Annotated in this window: 17 protein-coding genes; 11 read left to right on the forward strand and 6 right to left on the reverse strand. The window is 67.2% G+C overall.

The window, feature by feature from the left end; translation table 11 throughout:
• Positions 1–186: 186 nt before the first annotated feature.
• From AC06FE_RS09190 to AC06FE_RS09210, 5 genes are all read left to right on the forward strand, one after another.
• Positions 187–546, forward strand: coding sequence for a CopL family metal-binding regulatory protein (locus tag AC06FE_RS09190; protein ID WP_165931214.1), 360 nt, complete (start codon positions 187–189; stop codon positions 544–546).
• Positions 547–673: 127 nt separating this feature from the next.
• Entirely contained in the window at positions 674–2473 is a 1800-nt protein-coding gene (locus AC06FE_RS09195; RefSeq protein WP_323438692.1) for a copper resistance system multicopper oxidase, read from the forward strand.
• Positions 2470–3462 carry a copper resistance protein B gene (locus AC06FE_RS09200; RefSeq protein ID WP_478072864.1) on the forward strand — a complete coding sequence of 331 codons (993 nt, stop codon included), beginning with the start codon at positions 2470–2472 and terminating at the stop codon, positions 3460–3462. The genes AC06FE_RS09195 and AC06FE_RS09200 overlap by 4 nt, the downstream gene beginning before the upstream one ends.
• Before the next feature lie 58 nt (positions 3463–3520).
• The gene (locus AC06FE_RS09205) at positions 3521–3829 is read left to right on the forward strand and encodes an EF-hand domain-containing protein (protein WP_165931215.1); all 309 of its coding nucleotides are present in this window, start codon (positions 3521–3523) and stop codon (positions 3827–3829) included.
• A gap of 56 nt (positions 3830–3885) precedes the next feature.
• Complete coding sequence (locus tag AC06FE_RS09210) at positions 3886–4407, forward strand: DUF411 domain-containing protein (RefSeq protein WP_478072865.1); 522 nt, start codon at positions 3886–3888, stop codon at positions 4405–4407.
• Positions 4408–5012: 605 nt separating this feature from the next.
• Here AC06FE_RS09210 and AC06FE_RS09215 read toward each other — a convergent pair.
• The 4 genes from AC06FE_RS09215 to AC06FE_RS09230 form a co-directional block, all read right to left on the reverse strand.
• Positions 5013–6833 (reverse strand): 2Fe-2S iron-sulfur cluster-binding protein, encoded by a 1821-nt coding sequence (locus AC06FE_RS09215; RefSeq protein WP_478072866.1) that lies wholly within the window; start codon positions 6831–6833, stop codon positions 5013–5015.
• The gene (locus tag AC06FE_RS09220; protein ID WP_478072867.1) at positions 6830–7522 is read right to left on the reverse strand and encodes a PepSY domain-containing protein; all 693 of its coding nucleotides are present in this window, start codon (positions 7520–7522) and stop codon (positions 6830–6832) included. The genes AC06FE_RS09215 and AC06FE_RS09220 overlap by 4 nt, the downstream gene beginning before the upstream one ends.
• Positions 7523–7577: 55 nt before the next feature.
• On the reverse strand, positions 7578–10286 hold the full coding sequence (locus AC06FE_RS09225; RefSeq protein WP_478072868.1) for a TonB-dependent receptor: 2709 nt from the start codon (positions 10284–10286) through the stop codon (positions 7578–7580).
• A gap of 96 nt (positions 10287–10382) precedes the next feature.
• A complete protein-coding gene (locus AC06FE_RS09230; protein WP_478072869.1) occupies positions 10383–10778 on the reverse strand; it encodes a CopL family metal-binding regulatory protein in 396 nt (131 codons plus the stop codon).
• 169 nt (positions 10779–10947) lie between these two features.
• On the opposite strand from AC06FE_RS09230, the gene AC06FE_RS09235 reads away from it, so the two are divergent.
• The 3 genes from AC06FE_RS09235 to AC06FE_RS09245 all read left to right on the forward strand — a co-directional run bounded on the left by AC06FE_RS09235 (position 10948) and on the right by AC06FE_RS09245 (position 12245).
• On the forward strand, positions 10948–11100 hold the full coding sequence (locus AC06FE_RS09235) for a hypothetical protein (RefSeq protein WP_478072870.1): 153 nt from the start codon (positions 10948–10950) through the stop codon (positions 11098–11100).
• Between the two features lie 107 nt (positions 11101–11207).
• Positions 11208–11726: a lactoylglutathione lyase gene (gloA, locus tag AC06FE_RS09240; RefSeq protein ID WP_323438698.1), complete on the forward strand. Its 519-nt coding sequence runs from the start codon at positions 11208–11210 to the stop codon at positions 11724–11726.
• A 90-nt stretch (positions 11727–11816) separates the two neighbouring features.
• Entirely contained in the window at positions 11817–12245 is a 429-nt protein-coding gene (locus AC06FE_RS09245) for a VOC family protein (protein ID WP_132865751.1), read from the forward strand.
• Positions 12246–12427: 182 nt separating this feature from the next.
• Here the strand turns inward: AC06FE_RS09245 and AC06FE_RS09250 are convergent, their stop codons facing one another.
• On the reverse strand, positions 12428–12859 hold the full coding sequence (locus AC06FE_RS09250; RefSeq protein WP_132865752.1) for a CBS domain-containing protein: 432 nt from the start codon (positions 12857–12859) through the stop codon (positions 12428–12430).
• Positions 12860–13378: 519 nt separating this feature from the next.
• Entirely contained in the window at positions 13379–15211 is a 1833-nt protein-coding gene (gene glmS, locus AC06FE_RS09255; protein ID WP_478072871.1) for a glutamine--fructose-6-phosphate transaminase (isomerizing), read from the reverse strand.
• A gap of 214 nt (positions 15212–15425) precedes the next feature.
• On the opposite strand from glmS, the gene AC06FE_RS09260 reads away from it, so the two are divergent.
• From AC06FE_RS09260 to AC06FE_RS09270, 3 genes are all read left to right on the forward strand, one after another.
• On the forward strand, positions 15426–16694 hold the full coding sequence (locus AC06FE_RS09260; RefSeq protein WP_192287742.1) for an efflux RND transporter periplasmic adaptor subunit: 1269 nt from the start codon (positions 15426–15428) through the stop codon (positions 16692–16694).
• A gap of 118 nt (positions 16695–16812) precedes the next feature.
• Positions 16813–17535 carry an ABC transporter ATP-binding protein gene (locus tag AC06FE_RS09265; protein ID WP_132865755.1) on the forward strand — a complete coding sequence of 241 codons (723 nt, stop codon included), beginning with the start codon at positions 16813–16815 and terminating at the stop codon, positions 17533–17535.
• Positions 17536–17550: 15 nt separating this feature from the next.
• Positions 17551–18876, forward strand: a complete 1326-nt coding sequence (locus tag AC06FE_RS09270) for an ABC transporter permease (RefSeq protein WP_478072890.1) — start codon at positions 17551–17553, stop codon at positions 18874–18876.

Here is an 18876-nt window from a genome sequence, read left to right on the forward strand (position 1 = left end):
AAGGGACAAAGCCATCGACCTGCGAGGTCGTCACAATGCCGCCTTTCCGCCCCCTCCCTTTGGCGCAGCCAAGGGGAGGGCTGGGGAGGGGTATGCCCTTCGCGCACACCCGAAACCCGACAAACCATTCAGGCCTTTCTTCACACTGAAATGGTATGGTTCAGGCCTGTTCCCGGACCCCAGCCCGTGCCGCGCATCCTGCTGCCCCTGCTGCTGTGCCTTTCCCTGATCGCCGGTGCGGTCGGGTCGGTATGGTCTGCGACGGTGATGGCGATGCCGATGGACGACATGGCCATGACCATGGACGCCGGCCACGACTGCTGTCATGAGGAAGCCAGCCTGCAATGCGCCGACGACGGGAGCGACGCCACCGCCGCCTCCTGTGCCGACGGCAACCACTGCGACTGCAAGCAGCACTGCAACATGCTGCCGGCCACAGCCATGGCCCGCCTGGGCAATCCCCGCCACACGCTCGCGCCGGTGCCACCGGTGCCCTCGCGCTACGACGTAGCCCCCGGCCAGCTGAACCGGCCTCCCATCGCCTGATCTCCCGCTGGCGCCCCGCGCGCCGGTTCGCAGATGCCTGTGCCACGGCCCTGCCGTGGTGCTTCCTTGATCTGTTCAGGACATGCCACGACGCATCGTGATGCGCGGGCATGGCCGGGAGTTCCACATGTCATCCGATTTCCTTTCCGATTCGCGCTCGGCGCTGTCGCGACGCCGCTTCGTGCAGGGCCTGGCCCTGGGCGGTGTGGTCGCCGGTGCCGGGCTGGGGCGCATCCCCGATGCCCTCGCCCGTACCCCTGCCGCCATGGCCACCGGCGCCACCGAACTGCGCGGCACCGACCTGCAGTTGGCCATCGGCCGCTCGGCGGTCAACTTCACCGGGCGCACCCGCGGTGCGATCACCGTCAATGGCTCGCTGCCGGCGCCGATCCTGCGCCTGCGCGAGGGCGATACCGTCAACCTGCGCGTGGCCAACACGCTCACCGATGAGATGACCTCGATCCATTGGCACGGCATCCTGCTGCCGGCCAACATGGACGGCGTGCCGGGCCTGAGCTTCAACGGCATCGCACCGGGCGAGGCTTACCAGTACCGCTTCCAGCTCAAGCAATCGGGCACCTACTGGTACCACAGCCACTCGCTGTTCCAGGAGCAGGCCGGCCTGTACGGCGCGTTGATCGTCGACCCGCTGGCACCACCGCCGTACCACTTCGACCGCGAGCACGTGGTCATGCTCTCGGACTGGACGGACATGGATCCCAATGCCCTGCACCGGCGCATGAAGAAGATGCCGATGCACGACAACACCTACCAGCGCACCGTCGGCGACTTCCTGCGCGATGCCCGCACCGATGGCCTGCGCGCCACCCTGGCCGATCGCGGCATGTGGGGCCGGATGCGGATGACGCCTTCGGACATCTCCGACATCAATGCCCACACCTACACGTACCTGATGAACGGCACCGCGCCGGCGGGCAACTGGACCGGGCTGTTCCGCAGCGGCGAGAAGGTGCTGCTGCGTTTCATCAACGGCGCCTCGATGACCTACTTCGACGTGCGCATCCCGGGCCTGAAGATGACCGTGGTCGCGGCCGACGGCCAGTACATCCATCCGGTCAGCATCGATGAGTTCCGCATCGCGCCGGCCGAGACCTTCGACGTGATCGTCGAGCCGACCGGGCAGGATGCGTTCACGCTGTTCGCCCAGGACATGGGCCGCACCGGCTACGCCTGCGGCACCCTGGCGGTACGCCACGGCCTGCAGGCGCCGATCCCGCAATTGGACCCGCGCCCGCTGCTGACCATGGGCGACATGGGCCATGACATGGGCGGCGGCGGCCATGCCGGCATGGAAGGCGGTTGCGGCGCCAACATGGGCAAGGGCATGGAAGGTGGCTGCGGCGCAGCCATGGGCCACGGCGCGCACGGCGGTGGTGACAAGGCGCCGAAGCACAAGCCGAGCGAGGCGGGCAACCCGCTGGTGGACATGCAGACCGCGGCCACCGAACCGAAGCTGGACGACCCGGGCATCGGCCTGCGCGACAACGGCCGCCAGGTGCTCACCTACGGTGCGATGCGCTCGTTGTTCGAGGACCCGGATGGCCGTGAGCCCGGCCGCGAGATCGAGCTGCACCTCACCGGCCACATGGAGAAGTTCGCCTGGAACTTCGACGGCATTCCGTTCGGCGGTGCCGAGCCGATCCGCCTGAACTACGGCGAGCGCATGCGCATCGTGCTGGTCAACGACACGATGATGCAGCACCCGATCCACCTGCACGGCGTGTGGAGCGACCTGGAGGACGCCGACGGCCAGTTCCAGCTGCGCAAGCACACCATCGACATGCCGCCGGGCACCCGCCGCACCTACCGCGTGCGTGCCGATGCACTGGGCCGCTGGGCGTTCCACTGCCACCTGCTGTACCACATGGAAGCGGGGATGATGCGCGAAGTGAGGATCCAGGCATGAAGACACTTTCCCACTCCCTGCTGTTCCTCGCGCTGGCCGCCAGCGGCCCGGCATTGGCCCAGGACCCGCACGCCGGCCACGCACCACCGAAGGCAAACGCCGATGCGCATGCCGGACACGTGATGCCGGCGGCGCCGAAGGACGACCCGCACGCCGGGCACGTGATGCCGCAACCGCCGGCGCAGGACCCGCATGCCGGCCATGACATGTCGGCCATGGACCACGACGCACATGCAGAGCACGCCATGCCGGCGAAGGCCGCCGGCGATACCCCCCGCGAGCCGATCCCGGTGCCGACGGCCGAGGATCACGCCGCCGCGTTCCCGGTGTTGAAGCCGCATGCGATGGAACATGCACCGGCGTTCAACAGCCTGGTGGTGTTCGACCACCTGGAGGGCTGGGACAACGACCAGGGCAGCGGCCAGTCGTGGGGCGTCAATGCCTGGTTCGGCAACGACATCGATCGCCTGTGGGTGCGTAGCGAAGGCAGCCGCAGCGACGGCACGCTCGGCGACTGGTCGGTGGATGCGCTGTACGGGCGTTCGATCTCACCGTGGTGGGACGCCGTGGCCGGTGTCCGCCACGACAACGGCCGCCAGATGCCGGACCTGACCCGCGCGGCGATCGGTTTCCAGGGCATGTCGCCGTACAAGTTCGAAGTCTCGGCGATGGCCTACCTCGGTGGCACCCGCAAGGCCGAGCTCGCCGTCGAAGCCGAGTACGACGTGCTGCTGACCAACCGCCTGATCCTGCAGCCGGTGATCGAAGCCAGCATCGCCGCCGATGACGATCCCCGCCGCGGCGTGGGCAGCGGGCTGGGCCATGTCGAGGCCGGCCTGCGCCTGCGCTACGAGATCACCCGTCGCTTCGCGCCCTACGTCGGCTTTGTGCATGAGCGCAAGTTCGGCCGCACCGCCGACATCCATCGCGATGCCGGCGAAGGTACCCGCGAATCACGCTGGGTGGCCGGTATCCGCTTCTGGTTCTGACCGCCATCGCTGGCGTGCGACGTGCGCGCCAGCACCTACCTCATCCAAGGAACATCCCATGAAGATCCTGCACACCCTGCTGCTCATCGCCGTCGCCACTGTCGCACCGGCTACCCTCGCCCAGGCCCAGCATGCGGGCCACGCCGCGCACGACCACAGCGCACACGCCGCCAAGCCGGCCACCAACGCGGCGGCAAGCGATGTCGAGGCGACCTTCAAGCGCCTGGACAGCAACAACGATGGCGCCCTCACCCGCCAGGAACTGCCGGCCAGGCATGCACTGCTGCCGCATTTCGACATGAGCGATGCCAACCGTGACGGAAAGCTCGACCTCAACGAGTTCAAGCGCGGTATGTCCATGCTGTAAGCCCTTGGCCGCGCCGGCACACCACCGGCGCGGCAATCCCGACGGAGTTCAATGACATGAAACTGCTTTCAACAAGCGCCCTGCCCGCCCTCGCCCTGGCCGCCAGCACGCTGCTGGTCAGCGCCTGCAACGCGACACCGGCCGCGCCTGCCACCAAGGCGGCCAACGCAACGGTCGACGCCGTACCCGCACGCGCCACCTTGCCGGTGGTGAAGGTGCACAAGGACCCCAACTGCGGCTGCTGTGGCGGCTGGGCCGAGCACATGCAGGCAGCCGGATTCCCGGTGGAAATCCATGACACCAGCGACATGGCCTCGGTGAAGCAACGCCTGGGCATTGGCGAGGGCATGATGTCGTGCCACACCTCGGAAATCGACGGCTACGTGGTGGAAGGCCACGTACCGGTTTCAGCGATCCAGAAGCTGCTGGCCGAGCGACCGAAGGCCCGCGGGCTGGTGTTGCCCGGCATGCCGATCGGCTCGCCGGGCATGGAGTCGCCGGATGGCTATCGCCAGCCGTTCACCGTCGCGTTGCTGGCCGAGGACGGCAGCCTGAGTGAGTTCTCGCGACACGAGTGAATTCGTGACCGAATGAAAAAGCCCTTCTCCGCAATGGAGAAGGGAAATGGCAGAGACCGGCTGTTCGTGGCAGGAAGTGGCTGCAGTCCTGCTGCTCAAGCCCCTCTCCCGCATGCGGGAGAGGGGCTGGGGTGAGGGTGCTGTTGAAGCACATCGAAGCAAACGCTCCCCTCATCCGCCCCTGCGGGGCCCCTTCTCCCGCAGGCGGGAGAAGGGAGACTCCCAGGCAGTGCATGCCCTGGCTTTCTGCTCAAGCCCCTCTCCCGCATGCGGGAGAGGGGTTGGGGTGAGGGCGCTGTTGAAGCACGCAGAAGCAAACGCTCCCCTCATCTGCCCCTTCGGGGCACCTTCTCCCGTAGGCGGGAGAAGGGAGGCTCCCCGGCAGTGCGTGCCCTGACTTTCTGCTCAAGCCCCTCTCCCGCATGCGGGAGAGGGGTTGGGGTGAGGGCGCTGTTGAAGCACGTCGAAGCAAACGCTCCCCTCATCCGCTCCTGCGGGGCACCTTCTCCCGCAGGCGGGAGAAGGGAGATCAATGTGCACCGCGAACTCGCCGCTCCCTGTCCCGCTAGCGGGACAGAAAAGCGCGCCCAGGCAACCACCACCCCTCAGATCTTGAAGTCGTCGTAAGCAATCCTCGACTCCTCGACCCCCAGCTTGCGCAGCAGCTGGCGCGTCGCCGACAGCATCGCTGGTGGGCCACACAGGTAGAACTCGCAGCCCGACAGATCCGGATGCTGGCGCAGCAGGTCCTCATGGATCGCATCGTGCACGCGTCGCGGCGTTCCGTTCGACGCATCCTCCGACCACACCGGGTGCCAACTGAAGTTCGGGTGCTGCGCGGCCAGGGCCTGCATCTGCTCGGCATACGGACAATCACGCCGATTGCGCGCGCCGTACCAGTAATGGATGCGTTCGCCGCCGCCCTCCTCCAGCCGCTGCTGGATCATCGCGCGCAGCGGTGCCATACCCGCGCCGGCCCCGATGAACACCTTCTCGCGCTCGACCCCGCTCAGGGCGAAATCACCGAACGGGCCGCTGTAACGCACCCGGTCCCCTTCCCGCAGCGTGTACAGCCAGGTGGAACCCTTGCCGGGCGGATGACGCTTGTTCTCCTGCCATCCGGGGCTGAAGCGTGCCAGCAGCACCAACTCGCCTTCGGTCGCGGTCACCGGCATCGCCAGCGAATACGATCGACGCACCGATGCCTTGTTCTGCAGGGTGGCCGGCAATGGCAATGGCTTCCAGTCCTCGCGGTGTTCGTCCGGATGCCACAACGCGCTGCGCGGCAGTTCGTACTCGGGAACGTGCAGCTGCAGGTAACAACCCGGCTGGAACTGGGCGTCGGCCGGGTTGTCCGGACGCAGGTGGACCTCGCGCAGGAACGGCGTCACCGCGACCACCTTGACCACCGTGGCCCAGTGCTCGGTCCACAGGCTGGCGCCACCGGCCACCTCGATCTCCAGGTCCTCGTCCACCGGCAGGTTGCAGGCCAGCCGGCAACCGACCTTCAACTTGGCCGCCGGCAGGTGCGAACGGTCCGATGCGGTGGCCTTGCCTGCGCCGCCGCGCACGCGGACTTCACACAGGCCGCAGCTCTGCCCGCCGCCACAGTTGGACGGCAGGTTCACGCCTTCGCGGGCCAGCGCCACGTACACGCTGTCGCCGTTGGCCGCGGTCACCGTGCGCAGGTGCGCGCCGCCCGGGGCGTACACCATCAACTGACGCCGCCGGCGCCAACGGCGCGGGATGAACTCGTGCAGGTGGAAGCTGGCCACCAGCAGCCAGAAGCCGGTCAACGCCAGCCACAGGCCGCCGATGCCCATGCCCACCACCAGCGGGTTGTTGAAGTTCACCCGCTCGCTGTAATCCATGATGTGCAACATCCAGAAGATGTCGAACAGGCGCCAGGTGGCGGTGCGGTGCTCCATCACCTGTCCGCTGTGCGCGGACACGTAGATCGTGGTGTCCTGCGCGTCGCTGAAGTCCACCTGCCAGACCGGGTCGGGGTTGGCCCGCGTTTCCAGGCTCTTTTCCAGGTAAGTGGGTGCCGACGGCATGCCGTCACCGCGGTAGGCCGCCTGGGCCACGCGCAGTGCCAGCGTGTTGCTGATGTCGATGCGACGGCCATCAAGCGCGTCGATCACCTCGGTGCCCTCCGGTGACTGCAGGCGGTAGACCGGCATGTCCAGCAACCAGCCACTGTCCAGCGTCGCCGCCGGATGCTGGGCCGCGCGCAGCGCCTCGGTCGGCGACACGGTGCCGGACGGCCAGGCCGGCATCTCGGTCTTGGGCGCACGCTGGGCGGTGCCTTCGATCCGATCAGGGTCGAGCAGGCCCATCATCAGGCCACTGCCCAGCCACACCACGAACTGCAGGCCGATCACCAGGCCCACCCACTTGTGCAGGGTCCGCATCCAGGGCGTCATGCCTGCCTCCGCTTGCCGAAGCTGTAGAACAGCAGCCAGATGCCACTGAGCGCGAAGCCCAGTCCGATCACCGCGGCCACCCGCAGCAGGGTGTTGTTGACGTCGGTGCGGTTCTCGTAATCCATGATGTGGAACATCCACAGGAAGTCGAACCAGCGCCACAGGCTGTGCCGGCGCGCCAGCAGTTCGCCGCTGTCCGGCGACAGGTACAGCGTGCTCTGGCCGCGGTCGGTGAAATGCACCGCCCACATCGGCACCGGCCGCGTCTTCACCTCCGACGGTGCCTGGGTGATCCATTCCACCCGCGCCACTTCGCCATCGCCCTGGTAGAGCGAGCGGGCCAATGCGATCGCGCCGTCACGGTCCAGCGGTGGCAGGCGTTCACCGCTGCCGGCATCGACCAGGAACTTCGCGCCGCCCTTGCGCACTTCGTAGACCTCGCGGTCCAGCACATGCTTGAGCCGGAACGATTGCAGCTGCGGGTGGCGGGCCACCAGGGCATCGGCATCGATGCGGGCGGCCTGCGGCGGCAGCGGCTCGCCATGCACGTGCGCCAGGTGGTCACCGTGGATCACGTCCAGCGGCACCACGGTCATGTAGACGCCGCTGAGCATCCACAGCAGCGCCTGCACGCCGATCACCAGGCCGATCCATTTGTGGGCGCGTCGCGCCCAGAATGCGGGTTTCATCAAGTCATCCTCACTCAGCGTCGCGCCCCGCCGTCGTCCGGCGGGGCGCCAGCGGTCACCAGCGGTAGCCGATGCGTGCGTACCAGCGGCGACCCAGCAGGTCGTAGGTCATGGTGTCGGTGTTGGCGTCGGTGTAGCTCTGGATGAAGGGCGGCCTCTTGTCGAAGACGTTGTCCAGGCCCAGCGAGACATCCAGCGCCTTGTTCACGGCGTACTTCAACTGGAGGTTGTGGTAGAACACCGACGGCGCATGGTCGCCGATGTCACCGCGCGTGGCATTGATGTCCTCGGCACGTCCGATGTACTGGGTGGACCAGGTGCCCGACCACTGCGCGCGGCTGGCATTGAAGGCCACCAGGCCACGCCACTTGGCATAGCTGCCGCGGCCACCGGTGATCTTGCCGGCGTACTCGATGACATCGGCACCTTCATACGGCCGCACGTCATAGCGCTGCAGGTAGGACACGTCGGCACTGACGCTGGCATCGAAGCCGGCCACGTCAAACTCGTACAGCGCGCCCAGGTCGACGCCACTGACCCGCTCGTTGGCGGCATTCACCGGCTGCGAGGACAGGTAGTCCACCTCGCCGGTGCGCGGGTTGCGGGTGAAGTTGCTGGCATCGCAGAACGGGTGCGCCAGCCCCGGCGTGTTGTAGCAGATGGCCAGCTTGGTGGAACCGGCGATGCGCTGGATCGCGTTCTTGATGCGGATGTTGTAGTAGTCCAGCGTCAGCGTCAGGCCCGGGGCGAACGCAGGCGTCCACACCGCGCCGGCGGTGAAGGAGGTGGCGTCCTCCGGCTTCAGGTCGGCGTTGCCACCGGACGTGGTGAGGATGGTGTTGCCCGGTTGCACGTAGCCGGCCGGCACGCCGTAGGCCTGGCAGTTGGCGCGCACCACCGAATCGGACGGCAGGCTGCTCCAGTTGCTGCACGGGTCGGTGGTGGTGAGGTTGCCTTCGGCGACGCCCCCGAACAGCTCCGGGATGTTCGGGATGCGGAATGCGGTGGCGTAGGTGCTGCGCAGCTTCAGCGATTCGTTGACCTGCCAGTCCAGGCCGACCTTGTAGTTGTAGTCACGGCCGAACAGATCGTAGTCCGAGGCGCGCCCGGCCAGGTTGAGGTACAGCGAATCGGCGATGACGCTGTCCTGCAGCAGCGGGATGGCCAGCTCGGCGAACACTTCCTTGGCGGTGTACTCGCCATGGATCAGATCCTGCTGGTTGGTGTTGCCGATGCCGAGCACGGTCAGCGGGTCCGGATCGCGCCAACCGCTTTCCTTGCGCACTTCCACGCCGGCGGCGAAGCCCACCCAGCCGGCCGGCAGCTCGAAGACCTGGCCGCTGAGGTTGGCGGTGAAGCTCTTCTGTTCGTTGCCGCCGGTATCGCGCGAGCTGTACAGGATGTAGTCCAGCACCTCGCGGCTCAGGTCGCCGTAGCCCAGGTAGTCACCGCAGGGAATGGCGGCACCCGGCAGCGGGCTGCACAGCGCGCGGTCCAAGGTCTGCTCGACGCGGTCCAGGTTGGCCACGTTGTCCGAGCCGTCCACGCCGGTGTTGCGGCCCCAGTTGAAGGCCGCCGACCAGTCCCAGCTGGTGCCCAGTTGGCCCTTCAGCCCGGCCACGACGCGCCAGGTATCGGTTTCCTGGAAGAAGTGGCGCGGGCCCGCTTCCTCGAGGCGACGGCGCTGCAGCAACAGGTCCTGCCCGGTCGGGTTGGTCGGGTGATCGGCGGCGATGTTGATCGGCCGGTACACGCCCAGCGCGCCGGCCGTTGCCAGCTGCCTGGACTGGCGGTTGGTGTACATCAGCTCGACGAAGGCCTCGGTGGTGTCGTTGAGCTTGCTGTCGCCGAACACACTGAAGCTCAGGCGTTCGATCGGATTGACCGCATTGAGGGTGGGGTTGCCGTTGTAGTTGTGCTTGGCCGCCGAGTACGGCTCGTAGAAATCACCGTCGCCGCCGAGCACCTGGTTGAAGTTGACGCGGCTGCCATCGGCCAGCAGCGCACGACCGCCCACGGTGGTCGAGCTGCCCGAGCACACCAGCTTGCCGTCGGATTCGATCAGGCCACAGGGCGCGCGCGTGGCCATGTTCACCGAGCCGCCGTCGTAGTAGTTGATCGCCGCCATCAGCGAGCCACGCTCACCGGTGACGCCCCAGCTGAAGTCCACCGAGGTTTCCTCGCCGTCGCTCTTGCTGGTCTGGCCATAACGCACGGCCAGCTCGGCGCCGTCGAAGCCCTGTTTGGTGATGATGTTGACCACGCCGGCCACCGCGTCGGCGCCGTAGATGGCCGAGGCACCGTCCTTGAGTACTTCCACCCGCTCGATCAGCGATACCGGAATCACGTTCAGGTCGACCGAACTGTTGGCGCCGGTGCCGCCGTTGACGATGCGGCGGCCGTTGAGCAGCACCAGCGTGCGGTTGATGCCCAGGCCGCGCAGGTTGACCTGGGTGGTGCCGTAGCCGTTCTCGGCCCAATAGGCGTTGCTCTGGCTGCCGGCGAAGCCGGCCGAGGCCGGCAGGCGCTGCAGCAGCGTTTCCACCGAGGTGGCGCCGGAGCGCTCGATCGCCTCGGCATCCACCACGCTGACCGGGCCGACGCCGGACAACTGCGCGCGCTTGATGTGGCTGCCGGTGACCTGCACCGCATCGAGCGTGCGGGCGGCTTCGTTCTGGTTTTCCTGGGCCTGTGCGGCCTGGATGGCGGCCACACTCAACAAACTGCCAATGGCCACGGCCAAGGCGTTGGACTTCACGTACATGGTCTCTCTCCCGCTGGGGAACCTGTCTCTGGGCTGGGCGTGCGCAGATGCGCGCGCAAGGGCGTTGCAGCGTCGTCACGACGCGTAAAACACCGCTCAGGCGATGGGAGGTCGGAATACCCGGGAGAGTTTGCTGGCCGGCAACTGCAGTACCGGCAAGGGGACATCGAAGGTGACCGGCGGGTAGCTGCCGGCGAACAACGCCACCGCCGTGGGTGGATACAGCGCCAGCACGCAGGCGCATTCACAGCCGGTGCTGTCACCACAGGTGCAATCGGTGGCATCGGTGCCGCCGGGCTTGCCATGGCCGGCATGGGCCTTGGCCAGGACCGGCTTGGACGGCGCGCAGTCCGCCTGTGCCGCCACATCGCCGGCGGCGGCCACGCTGGCCGCCGTGTCCAGCGCCATGCGCGCGCCCACCCACGCCCCGAGCACGCCTTCGGCCGCGAGCACGCAGATCAGCAGCAGTGGCAGCCAGCAGCGGTACGGCATGGGGCCCGACGGTCCTCGTATATTTGTATATACATACAATCAATAGCGCGTCCGGAGAAAGCCTGTCAACTGTGCTGGCTTCCGGCGTGGGTCAGTCCGTGGGTGCGCCCCCTGCGCAATTGCCGGTACACCCCTTGTACCGGCGTCGTCTCCGCCCCATTCAAGTGCAATGCACGCGCACTTCAGCGGATCGCAGAGCGGCAACGACTATCCTGCGTCGCAGCATAGCCAGCGCATCTGCCAGCGCCAAGATGCGCCGGGCATGGCAATGACGATTTTTTCTGTCGATGCACCAAAGCACTGGTTTTGGCTGGAAAACTGATTTCCGGTGCAACTTTTCCCGGCGTTGTTGATTACGGATGCAACATTCCCGATGCTGCCGCGACAACCCGTTTTCCCTCCCCCATTCACTGCAACAGGATGTAATCGATGAGCGTTGAATCCCTCCGTCAGCAGCCCGGCGTGGCCGCGCAAGTTCCCGCCGAAACCCATGGTTTCGTGTTCAACCACACCATGTTGCGGGTCAAGGACATCACCCGCTCGCTGGACTTCTACACCCGCGTGCTCGGCTTCCAGCTGATCGACCAGCGCGACTTCCCCGAAGCGGCCTTCAGCCTGTACTTCCTGGCCTACGTACCGGCCGGCACCCCGGTCCCGGCCGACGACGCCGAACGCCGCCGCTGGATGGCCGGCATTCCCGGCGTGCTGGAACTCACCCACAACCACGGTACCGAGCACCAGGATGGCCCGGTCTACCATGACGGCAATAGTGACCCGCGTGGCTTCGGCCATATCTGCGTGTCGGTGCCGGACATCGAAACCGCCTGCGCGCGCTTCGAGGCGCTGGACGTGCCCTTCCAGAAGCGCCTGGCCGATGGCCGCATGAAGCACCTGGCCTTCATCAAGGACCCGGACGGTTACTGGGTGGAAATCATCTCCAACACCTGACGGCAGTGGGTAACGGAGGGATCACGGCATCCCGCGCATCATGGCGCCGGGCCCCAGTGGTCCCCTCCGCCACCTTCATCCGAGGTCTGCATGGAAACCATGGAACTGCACCGTGGCCGCCTGATCGATCACCTGCAACTGGTGGTACGTGACCTGGCCGCCAGCCGCCGCTTCTACCAGGCAGTGTTCGATGCGATCGGCATTCCCATCGCCGGCGAAGGCGATGACTATTTCTGGGCCGACGAGTTGTTCATTTCCACCGCCAGCAGCCAAGCCGCCGCCGGCCAGCTGACCGGGCGCCACCACCTGGCGTTCCAGGCGCGCGACAGCGCCACCGTCGATGCCTTCCACAAGGCCGCGCTGGCCGCCGGTGGCACCGACAACGGCGCCCCTGGCGAGCGCCCTTATCACCCCGGTTACTACGGCGCCTTCGTGCTCGACCCGGATGGCAACAACATCGAAGTGGTCTACCACGGCCCGGCGCGCTACAGCGCCGACTCGGTGAAGGTCACGTTCTGATCCATGCGCGGGCATGCGCCCGCACTGCGGCACCGGCGCGTGTCGCCTGCACGGCCGCTGTCGCCGCGTTCCCGACACCGTGGTCCTGCCGCCCCCGGCTGGCGCGCCGGACCGGGTAACGCAAACGGCCAGGTGCGGATGCACCTGGCCGTGATTCACCACCTTCCGGGCCGGTGACCGCCTCAGTGCGCGGCCATGTAGATGTCCTGCAGCACGGCCTTCTCCAGCTCCAGTTCGCCGAGCAGGTTCTTGACGATGTCGCCCAGGCTGAGGATGCCAACCAGCCGCCCGCCCTCGGTGACCATCAGGTGGCGACGCCGCGAGTAGGTCATCAACGACATCGCCTGCTTCAGGCTGGCTTCGGGCGCGATGCCTTCCAGTCCCATCGACGGCAGGCTCGAGATCACCCGGCGTCCCGCCTGCGGTCCATCGTCGGCCAGCGCGCGCACGATGTCCTTTTCGGAAATGATGCCCACCGGTGCGTCGTCATTGAGCACCACCAGTGCGGCAATCCGGTTCGCACTCATCTTGTGCGCGGCGGCACCGATCGTGTCGTGGGTGTCGATGGTGATGACAGTTTCTTTCTTCGATTGCAGAAGTTCTCGGACGTTCATTCTTGTTTCCTGTTGCAGGTCACTGAAGTCGAAACCGTGCTCTGCCGATACGCCCCTCCCGGGAACAGATCTTCCAGCGCACTTGTGGCGCACCTGCCTGCCGTTGGACGCGTCGTCGGCAGGCAGGGCGCTGCATCGCGGACGGGGCCGGTGCAACTGCACGCCTCGTCCTGTGCCACTTCGATTCTACGGCTGCATCCCGGCGGCATATGTCGCCACGAATGGGATGGTTCGTCGTGGAACCGGATGACGATCCGGAGCATGGCACCGCGGGCGAAACCGCCACTGAATGTCCGCGAACGCCGCCGCTTGACGTTCGCCGGATGCCGACGCTGATCGGTCGCCCGGACCGATGCCCTGCCCCGGCGGCCAGGCACTCCCCGCCACTGCAGCCCGTGCCGCGAACAGGCAAAAGAAAAGCCCGGCGCATGGCCGGGCTTCCTCACAGCGTCGGGGGAGAGAGAACCGGGCTGCTGGAGGTGATTATCCGCAGCCCCGGTTACGCTCACGTGACAGCCATCATTCCACTGTCACGCTCTTGGCCAGGTTGCGCGGCTTGTCCACGTCGGTGCCTCGGGCCAGCGCCGTGTGGTAGGCCAGCAGCTGCACCGGGATGGTATGCACCACCGGGCTCAGCACCCCGGCGTGGCGCGGGGTACGGATCACGTGCACGCCCTCGGAGGCATTGAAGTTGCTGTCCTGGTCGGTGAACACGAACAGCTCGCCGCCACGCGCACGCACCTCCTGCATGTTGGACTTCACTTTCTCCAGCAGGCTGTCGTTGGGCGCGATCACCACCACCGGCATCTCCGCGTCCACCAGCGCCAGCGGGCCGTGCTTGAGCTCGCCGGCCGGGTAGGCTTCGGCGTGGATGTAGGAGATCTCCTTGAGCTTGAGCGCGCCTTCCAGGGCAATCGGGTAATGCAGGCCGCGGCCCAGGAACAAGGCATTGGACTTGCCGGCGAAACGCTCGGCCCAGGCAATGATCTGCGGCTCCAGGTTCAGCGCATGCTGCACGCTGCCCGGCAGGTGGCGCAGCTGCTCCAGGTAGTCCGCTTCCTGCGCGGCGTCGACCCTGCCATGCAGCTTGCCCAGCACCACGGTCAGCTGGAACAGCGCCGCCAGCTGGGTGGTGAAGGCCTTGGTCGAGGCCACGCCGATCTCGGCGCCGGCGCGGGTGTAGCAGACCAGCTCGCTGGCGCGCGGGATGGCGCTCTCGGGCACGTTGCAGATCGACAGCGTGTGCAGGTGGCCCAGCGACTTGGCGTATTTCAGCGCCTCCATCGTGTCCAGGGTTTCACCGGACTGGGAAATGGTGACCACCAGATGCCTGGGGTTGGCGTAAGCCGCGCGATAACGGTACTCGCTGGCGATCTCGACGCTGCACGGCAGGCCGGCGATGGCCTCGATCCAGTAACGCGCGGTCAGGCCGGCGTAGTAGCTGGTGCCACAGGCCAGGATCTGCACGCCCTCGATGTCCTTGAGCACCGCTTCGGCGTTGGCACCGAACAACGTGGCCGGGAAGCCACCGGCGTCGATCGCCGCTTCGGCGGTGTCGGCCAGCGCTCGCGGCTGCTCGTGGATTTCCTTCTGCATGAAGTGGCGGTACGGGCCCAGCTCCAGCGAGGCCAGCGACACGTCGGACAGGCGCTGCTCGCGCTGCGCGGGGGCATTGTCGGCATCGAACACGCGCACGCCCTGGCGGGTCAGCTCGGCGGTATCCCCCTCTTCCAGGAACATCACCCGGCGGGTGGCCTGGATGATGGCCGAGACATCGGAGGCCACGAAGTTCTCGCCGTCGCCCAGGCCGACCAGCAGCGGGCAGCCCATCCGCGCCACCACCATGCGCTCGGGCTCCTTCTGGCTGATCACCGCCAGCGCGTAGGCGCCGGTCAGCTCCTTGACGGTGCGCTGCAACGCGCCGAGCAGGTCGTCGTGATCGGCCTTGAGGTGGTGGTGGATCAGGTGCGCGATGACCTCGGTATCGGTCTGCGACTCGAATGCATAACCCAGCGCACGCAGCTTCTCGCGCTGCTCCTCGTGGTTCTCGATGATGCCGTTGTGCACCAGCGCCACGCCGTGGCTGATGTGCGGATGGGCATTGGACTCGGTCACCCCGCCATGGGTCGCCCAACGGGTATGGCCGATGCCCAGTTGCGCCTGGAAGTGCTCGGCGGCGGCGGCGCTCTCCATTTCGGCCACCCGGCCGGTACGGCGCACGCGGCGGATGCCGTCCCCCTCGAATACCGCGATGCCCGACGAGTCGTAGCCGCGGTACTCCAAACGCTTGAGTCCTTCAATCAGTACCGGAACCACATCGCGATCGGCGATCGCACCCACAATCCCGCACATAGTTCGTCCATCTGGAATAACAGGCGGACATTCTAAGTCAGCCGGTTCGGACATCCAGCAGACATTGCCGGACAACCCGCGCGGACACTGTCCGCAGAAGTGTCCGCGGACACCCGGACACCCCCAGCCATCGAATTTATTTCAACAATTTCAATATGTTGAAGTTGGCACGCCGCGTGCTTAACCAATAGCAACCTCTGCTGCGAAGCCCACGATGATCCGCGACACCTCCGCCCAGGACCGAGTCTCCACCCAGCCCCAGCAGCCCAAGTGGCGCCGCTGGCTGTGGCCCGCCGTGGCCACGGTCGCGGTGGTGGCCGGCATCGGCTTCATCGCCAACAAGTGGGCCGGCGCCAGCCGCTCCTTCGACAGCAGCCGTGTGCGCATCGCCGAAGTCGGCCGCGGCGACCTGGTCCGCGACATCGCCGCCGACGGCCGCGTGATCGCCGCCAACAGCCCGGTGCTGTACGCCATCTCCGCCGGTACCGTGACCCTGAAGGTGGTGGCCGGCGACGTGGTCAAGCAGGGCCAGGAGCTGGCGGTGATCGACAGCCCGGAACTGCGCAGCAAGCTGGCCCAGGAACAGGCCACCCTGGCCGGCCTGGAGGCCGAGGCCAGCCGCGCCGCCCTGGACGCCACCCTGGCCCGCGCCACCGGCGCCAAGATGTCCGACCAAGCCGGCCTGGTGCGCATCGCCGCCCAGCGCGACCTGGACCGCTACCAGCGCGGCTTCGACGGCGGCGCGGTGCCGCAGGTGGACCTGGCCAAGGCCCAGGACGAACTGAAGAAGGCCCAGATCGAGCTGCAGCACGCCCAGCAGGACGCCACCCTGCAGAGCCGCGGCGCCGACCTGGACGCCCGCAACAAGCGCCTGCTGGCCGAGCGCCAGCTGGCCGTGGTCAACGAAGTGCAGCGCCAGGTCGATGCGCTGACCCTGCGCGCCCCGTTCGATGGCCAGGTCGGCCAGGTGCAGGCCACCCAGCACACCCAGGTCGCCACCAACGCCCCGATCCTGAGCGTGGTCGACCTGTCCCGCTTCGAGGTCGAGATCAAGGTGCCGGAGAGCTTCGCCCGCGAACTGGCCATCGGCATGCCCTCGCAGCTGACCAGCGGCAGCGGCCAGCCCTTCCCCGGCGAGATCTCGGCGGTGTCGCCGGAGGTGGTCAACGGTGAAGTCGTGGCCCGCATCCGCTTCTCCGACAAGCAGCCCGAAGGCCTGCGCCAGAGCCAGCGGATGAGCTCGCGCATCCTGCTCGACACCCGCCGCAACGTGCTCAAGGTCGAGCGCGGCCCGTTCGTCGAACAATCCGGCGGCCGTTACGCCTACGTCGTCACCGGCAGCATCGCCACCCGCCGCCCCGTGCAGCTGGGCGTGAGCAGCCTGGGCGAGGTGGAAGTGGTGTCCGGCCTGCAACCGGGCGAAAAGATCGTGGTCTCCGGCGCGGATCTGTTCGGCGACAACGAACGCGTCTCCATCAATTGATTGAACGCCGGGAGCGGGGCACGGGCCGCCGTCCAACCGGCTCCGCGCCCAACCACCGCCCTGCTCCCAGCGCCCTGTTCCCCGCTGCCCCGCAACCTCGTCCCCAAAGGAAATAGACATGCTCCATATGCAATCGGTCTCCAAGGTCTTCCGCACCGAACAGGTTGAAACCCACGCGCTGCGCTCGCTCGACCTGCATGTGCGCGAAGGCGAGTTCGTCGCCGTCACCGGTCCGTCCGGCTCGGGCAAGACCACCTTCCTCAACATCGCCGGCCTGCTGGAAACCTTCACCAGCGGCCAGTACCTGCTCGATGGCCAGGACGTGAGCCACCTCGGCGACGACGCACGCTCGCGCCTGCGCAACCAGAAGATCGGCTTCATCTTCCAGGGCTTCAACCTGATCCCCGACCTCAACCTGTTCGACAACGTCGACGTACCGCTGCGCTATCGCGGCATGGGCGCGGCCGAGCGCAAGCAGCGCATCGAGCAGGCGCTGACCAGCGTCGGCCTGGGCTCGCGCATGAAGCATTACCCGGCCGAGCTATCCGGCGGCCAGCAGCAGCGCGCCGCCATCGCCCGCGCCCTGGCCGGCAGCCCGCGCCTGCTGCTGGCCGACGAACCGACCGGCAACCTGGACACGCAGATGGCCCGCGGCGTGATGGAGCTGCTGGAGGAGATCAACTCCCAGGGCACCACCATCGTCATGGTGACGCACGACCCGGAGCTGGCTGCACGCGCCCAGCGCAACGTGCACATCGTCGACGGCCAGGCCACCGACCTGCTGCGTGAACCGGTGCTGGCCCACGCCTCGCGCATCGCCGAAACCAACACGCAGGGCTGAGGACCACGCATGTCGCTGTTCACGTACTACCTGCAGCAAGGCATGCGCAGCCTGCGGCGCACGCCGGTGCTCACCGGGCTGATGGTGCTGTCCATCGCCGTGGGCATCGGCGCGTCGATGACGACGCTGACGGTGATGCACCTGCTCTCGGGCGATCCCCTGCCCGGGCGCAGCCAGCACCTGTACTACCCGCAGGTGGATGCGTCCCCGCGCGGGGAGAAGCCGCGCGTCGATCCGCTGGACATGCTCGACTACACCTCGGCGGTCGATCTCTGGCGCGATGGCCCGGCCGAGCGCAAGGCACTGGTCGCCAACAGCCCGGCCAAGCTGTCCGCCCCCACCAGCAGCGCGCCGGCCAGCATCACCCCGATGCTGTCCACCACGGCCGACTTCTTCCCGATGTTCCAGGTGCCGATGGCCTATGGCAGCGGCTGGTCGCGCGAGGACGACGAGCGCCGTGCGCGCGTGGCGGTGATCTCCTGGAACCTCAACCAGCGCCTGTTCGGCGGCAAGGACAGCGTCGGCCAGATGCTGCGCATCCGCGACAGCGAGGTCCGCATCGTCGGCGTGCTCAAGCCGTGGCGCCCGGCACCGCTCTACTACGCCGTGGCCGGTGGCCGCTTCTCCCAGGGCGACACCGCCGATTTCTACCGCGCGCCGCAGGACGTGATGATGCCGTTGTTCAGCAGCCTGCAGGTCAATGCCGGCAACTTCCAGCAGTTCACCTGCTGGGGGCTGCCCGAGCAGCCCGGCCACCTGGAGAACAGCAACTGCGTGTGGTTGCAGCAATGGGTGCAGCTGGACACGCCGGCGCAGGTCAGCGCCTACGAGCGGTTCCTGCAGGGCTACGTGCAGCAGCAACAGCAGCTGGGCCGCATCAGCCAGCCGGAACTGGCGCGTCTTTCCAGCCTGATGCAGTGGCTGGACTTCAACGGCGTGGTGCCGCGTGACGTCCGCCTGCAGGCGTGGATGGCATTGGCCTTCCTTGGCATCTGCCTGTTCAACACGGTGGGCCTGCTGCTGGCCAAGTTCCTGCGCCGCACCAGCGAGATCGGCGTGCTGCGGGCACTGGGCGCGACCCGCGCGATGGTCTTCCAGCAGTGCCTGATCGAAGCGGCGCTGATCGGCCTGGCCGGCGGCCTGGGCGGCTTGCTGTTGACCGCGTTCGGTCTGTGGAACATCCGCCAGCAGCCCTTGGCCTACGCGGACATGATGCAGCTGGACCTCACCATGCTCGGCTCGACCCTGGCCGTTGCCGTCGTCACCACCTTGTTGGCGGGACTGCTGCCGGCGCTGCGCGCCGCCCGCATCGACCCGGCCCTGCAGATCAAGGCACTGTAA

The sequence above is a fragment of the Stenotrophomonas sp. Steno-C18 genome (assembly GCF_056393195.1).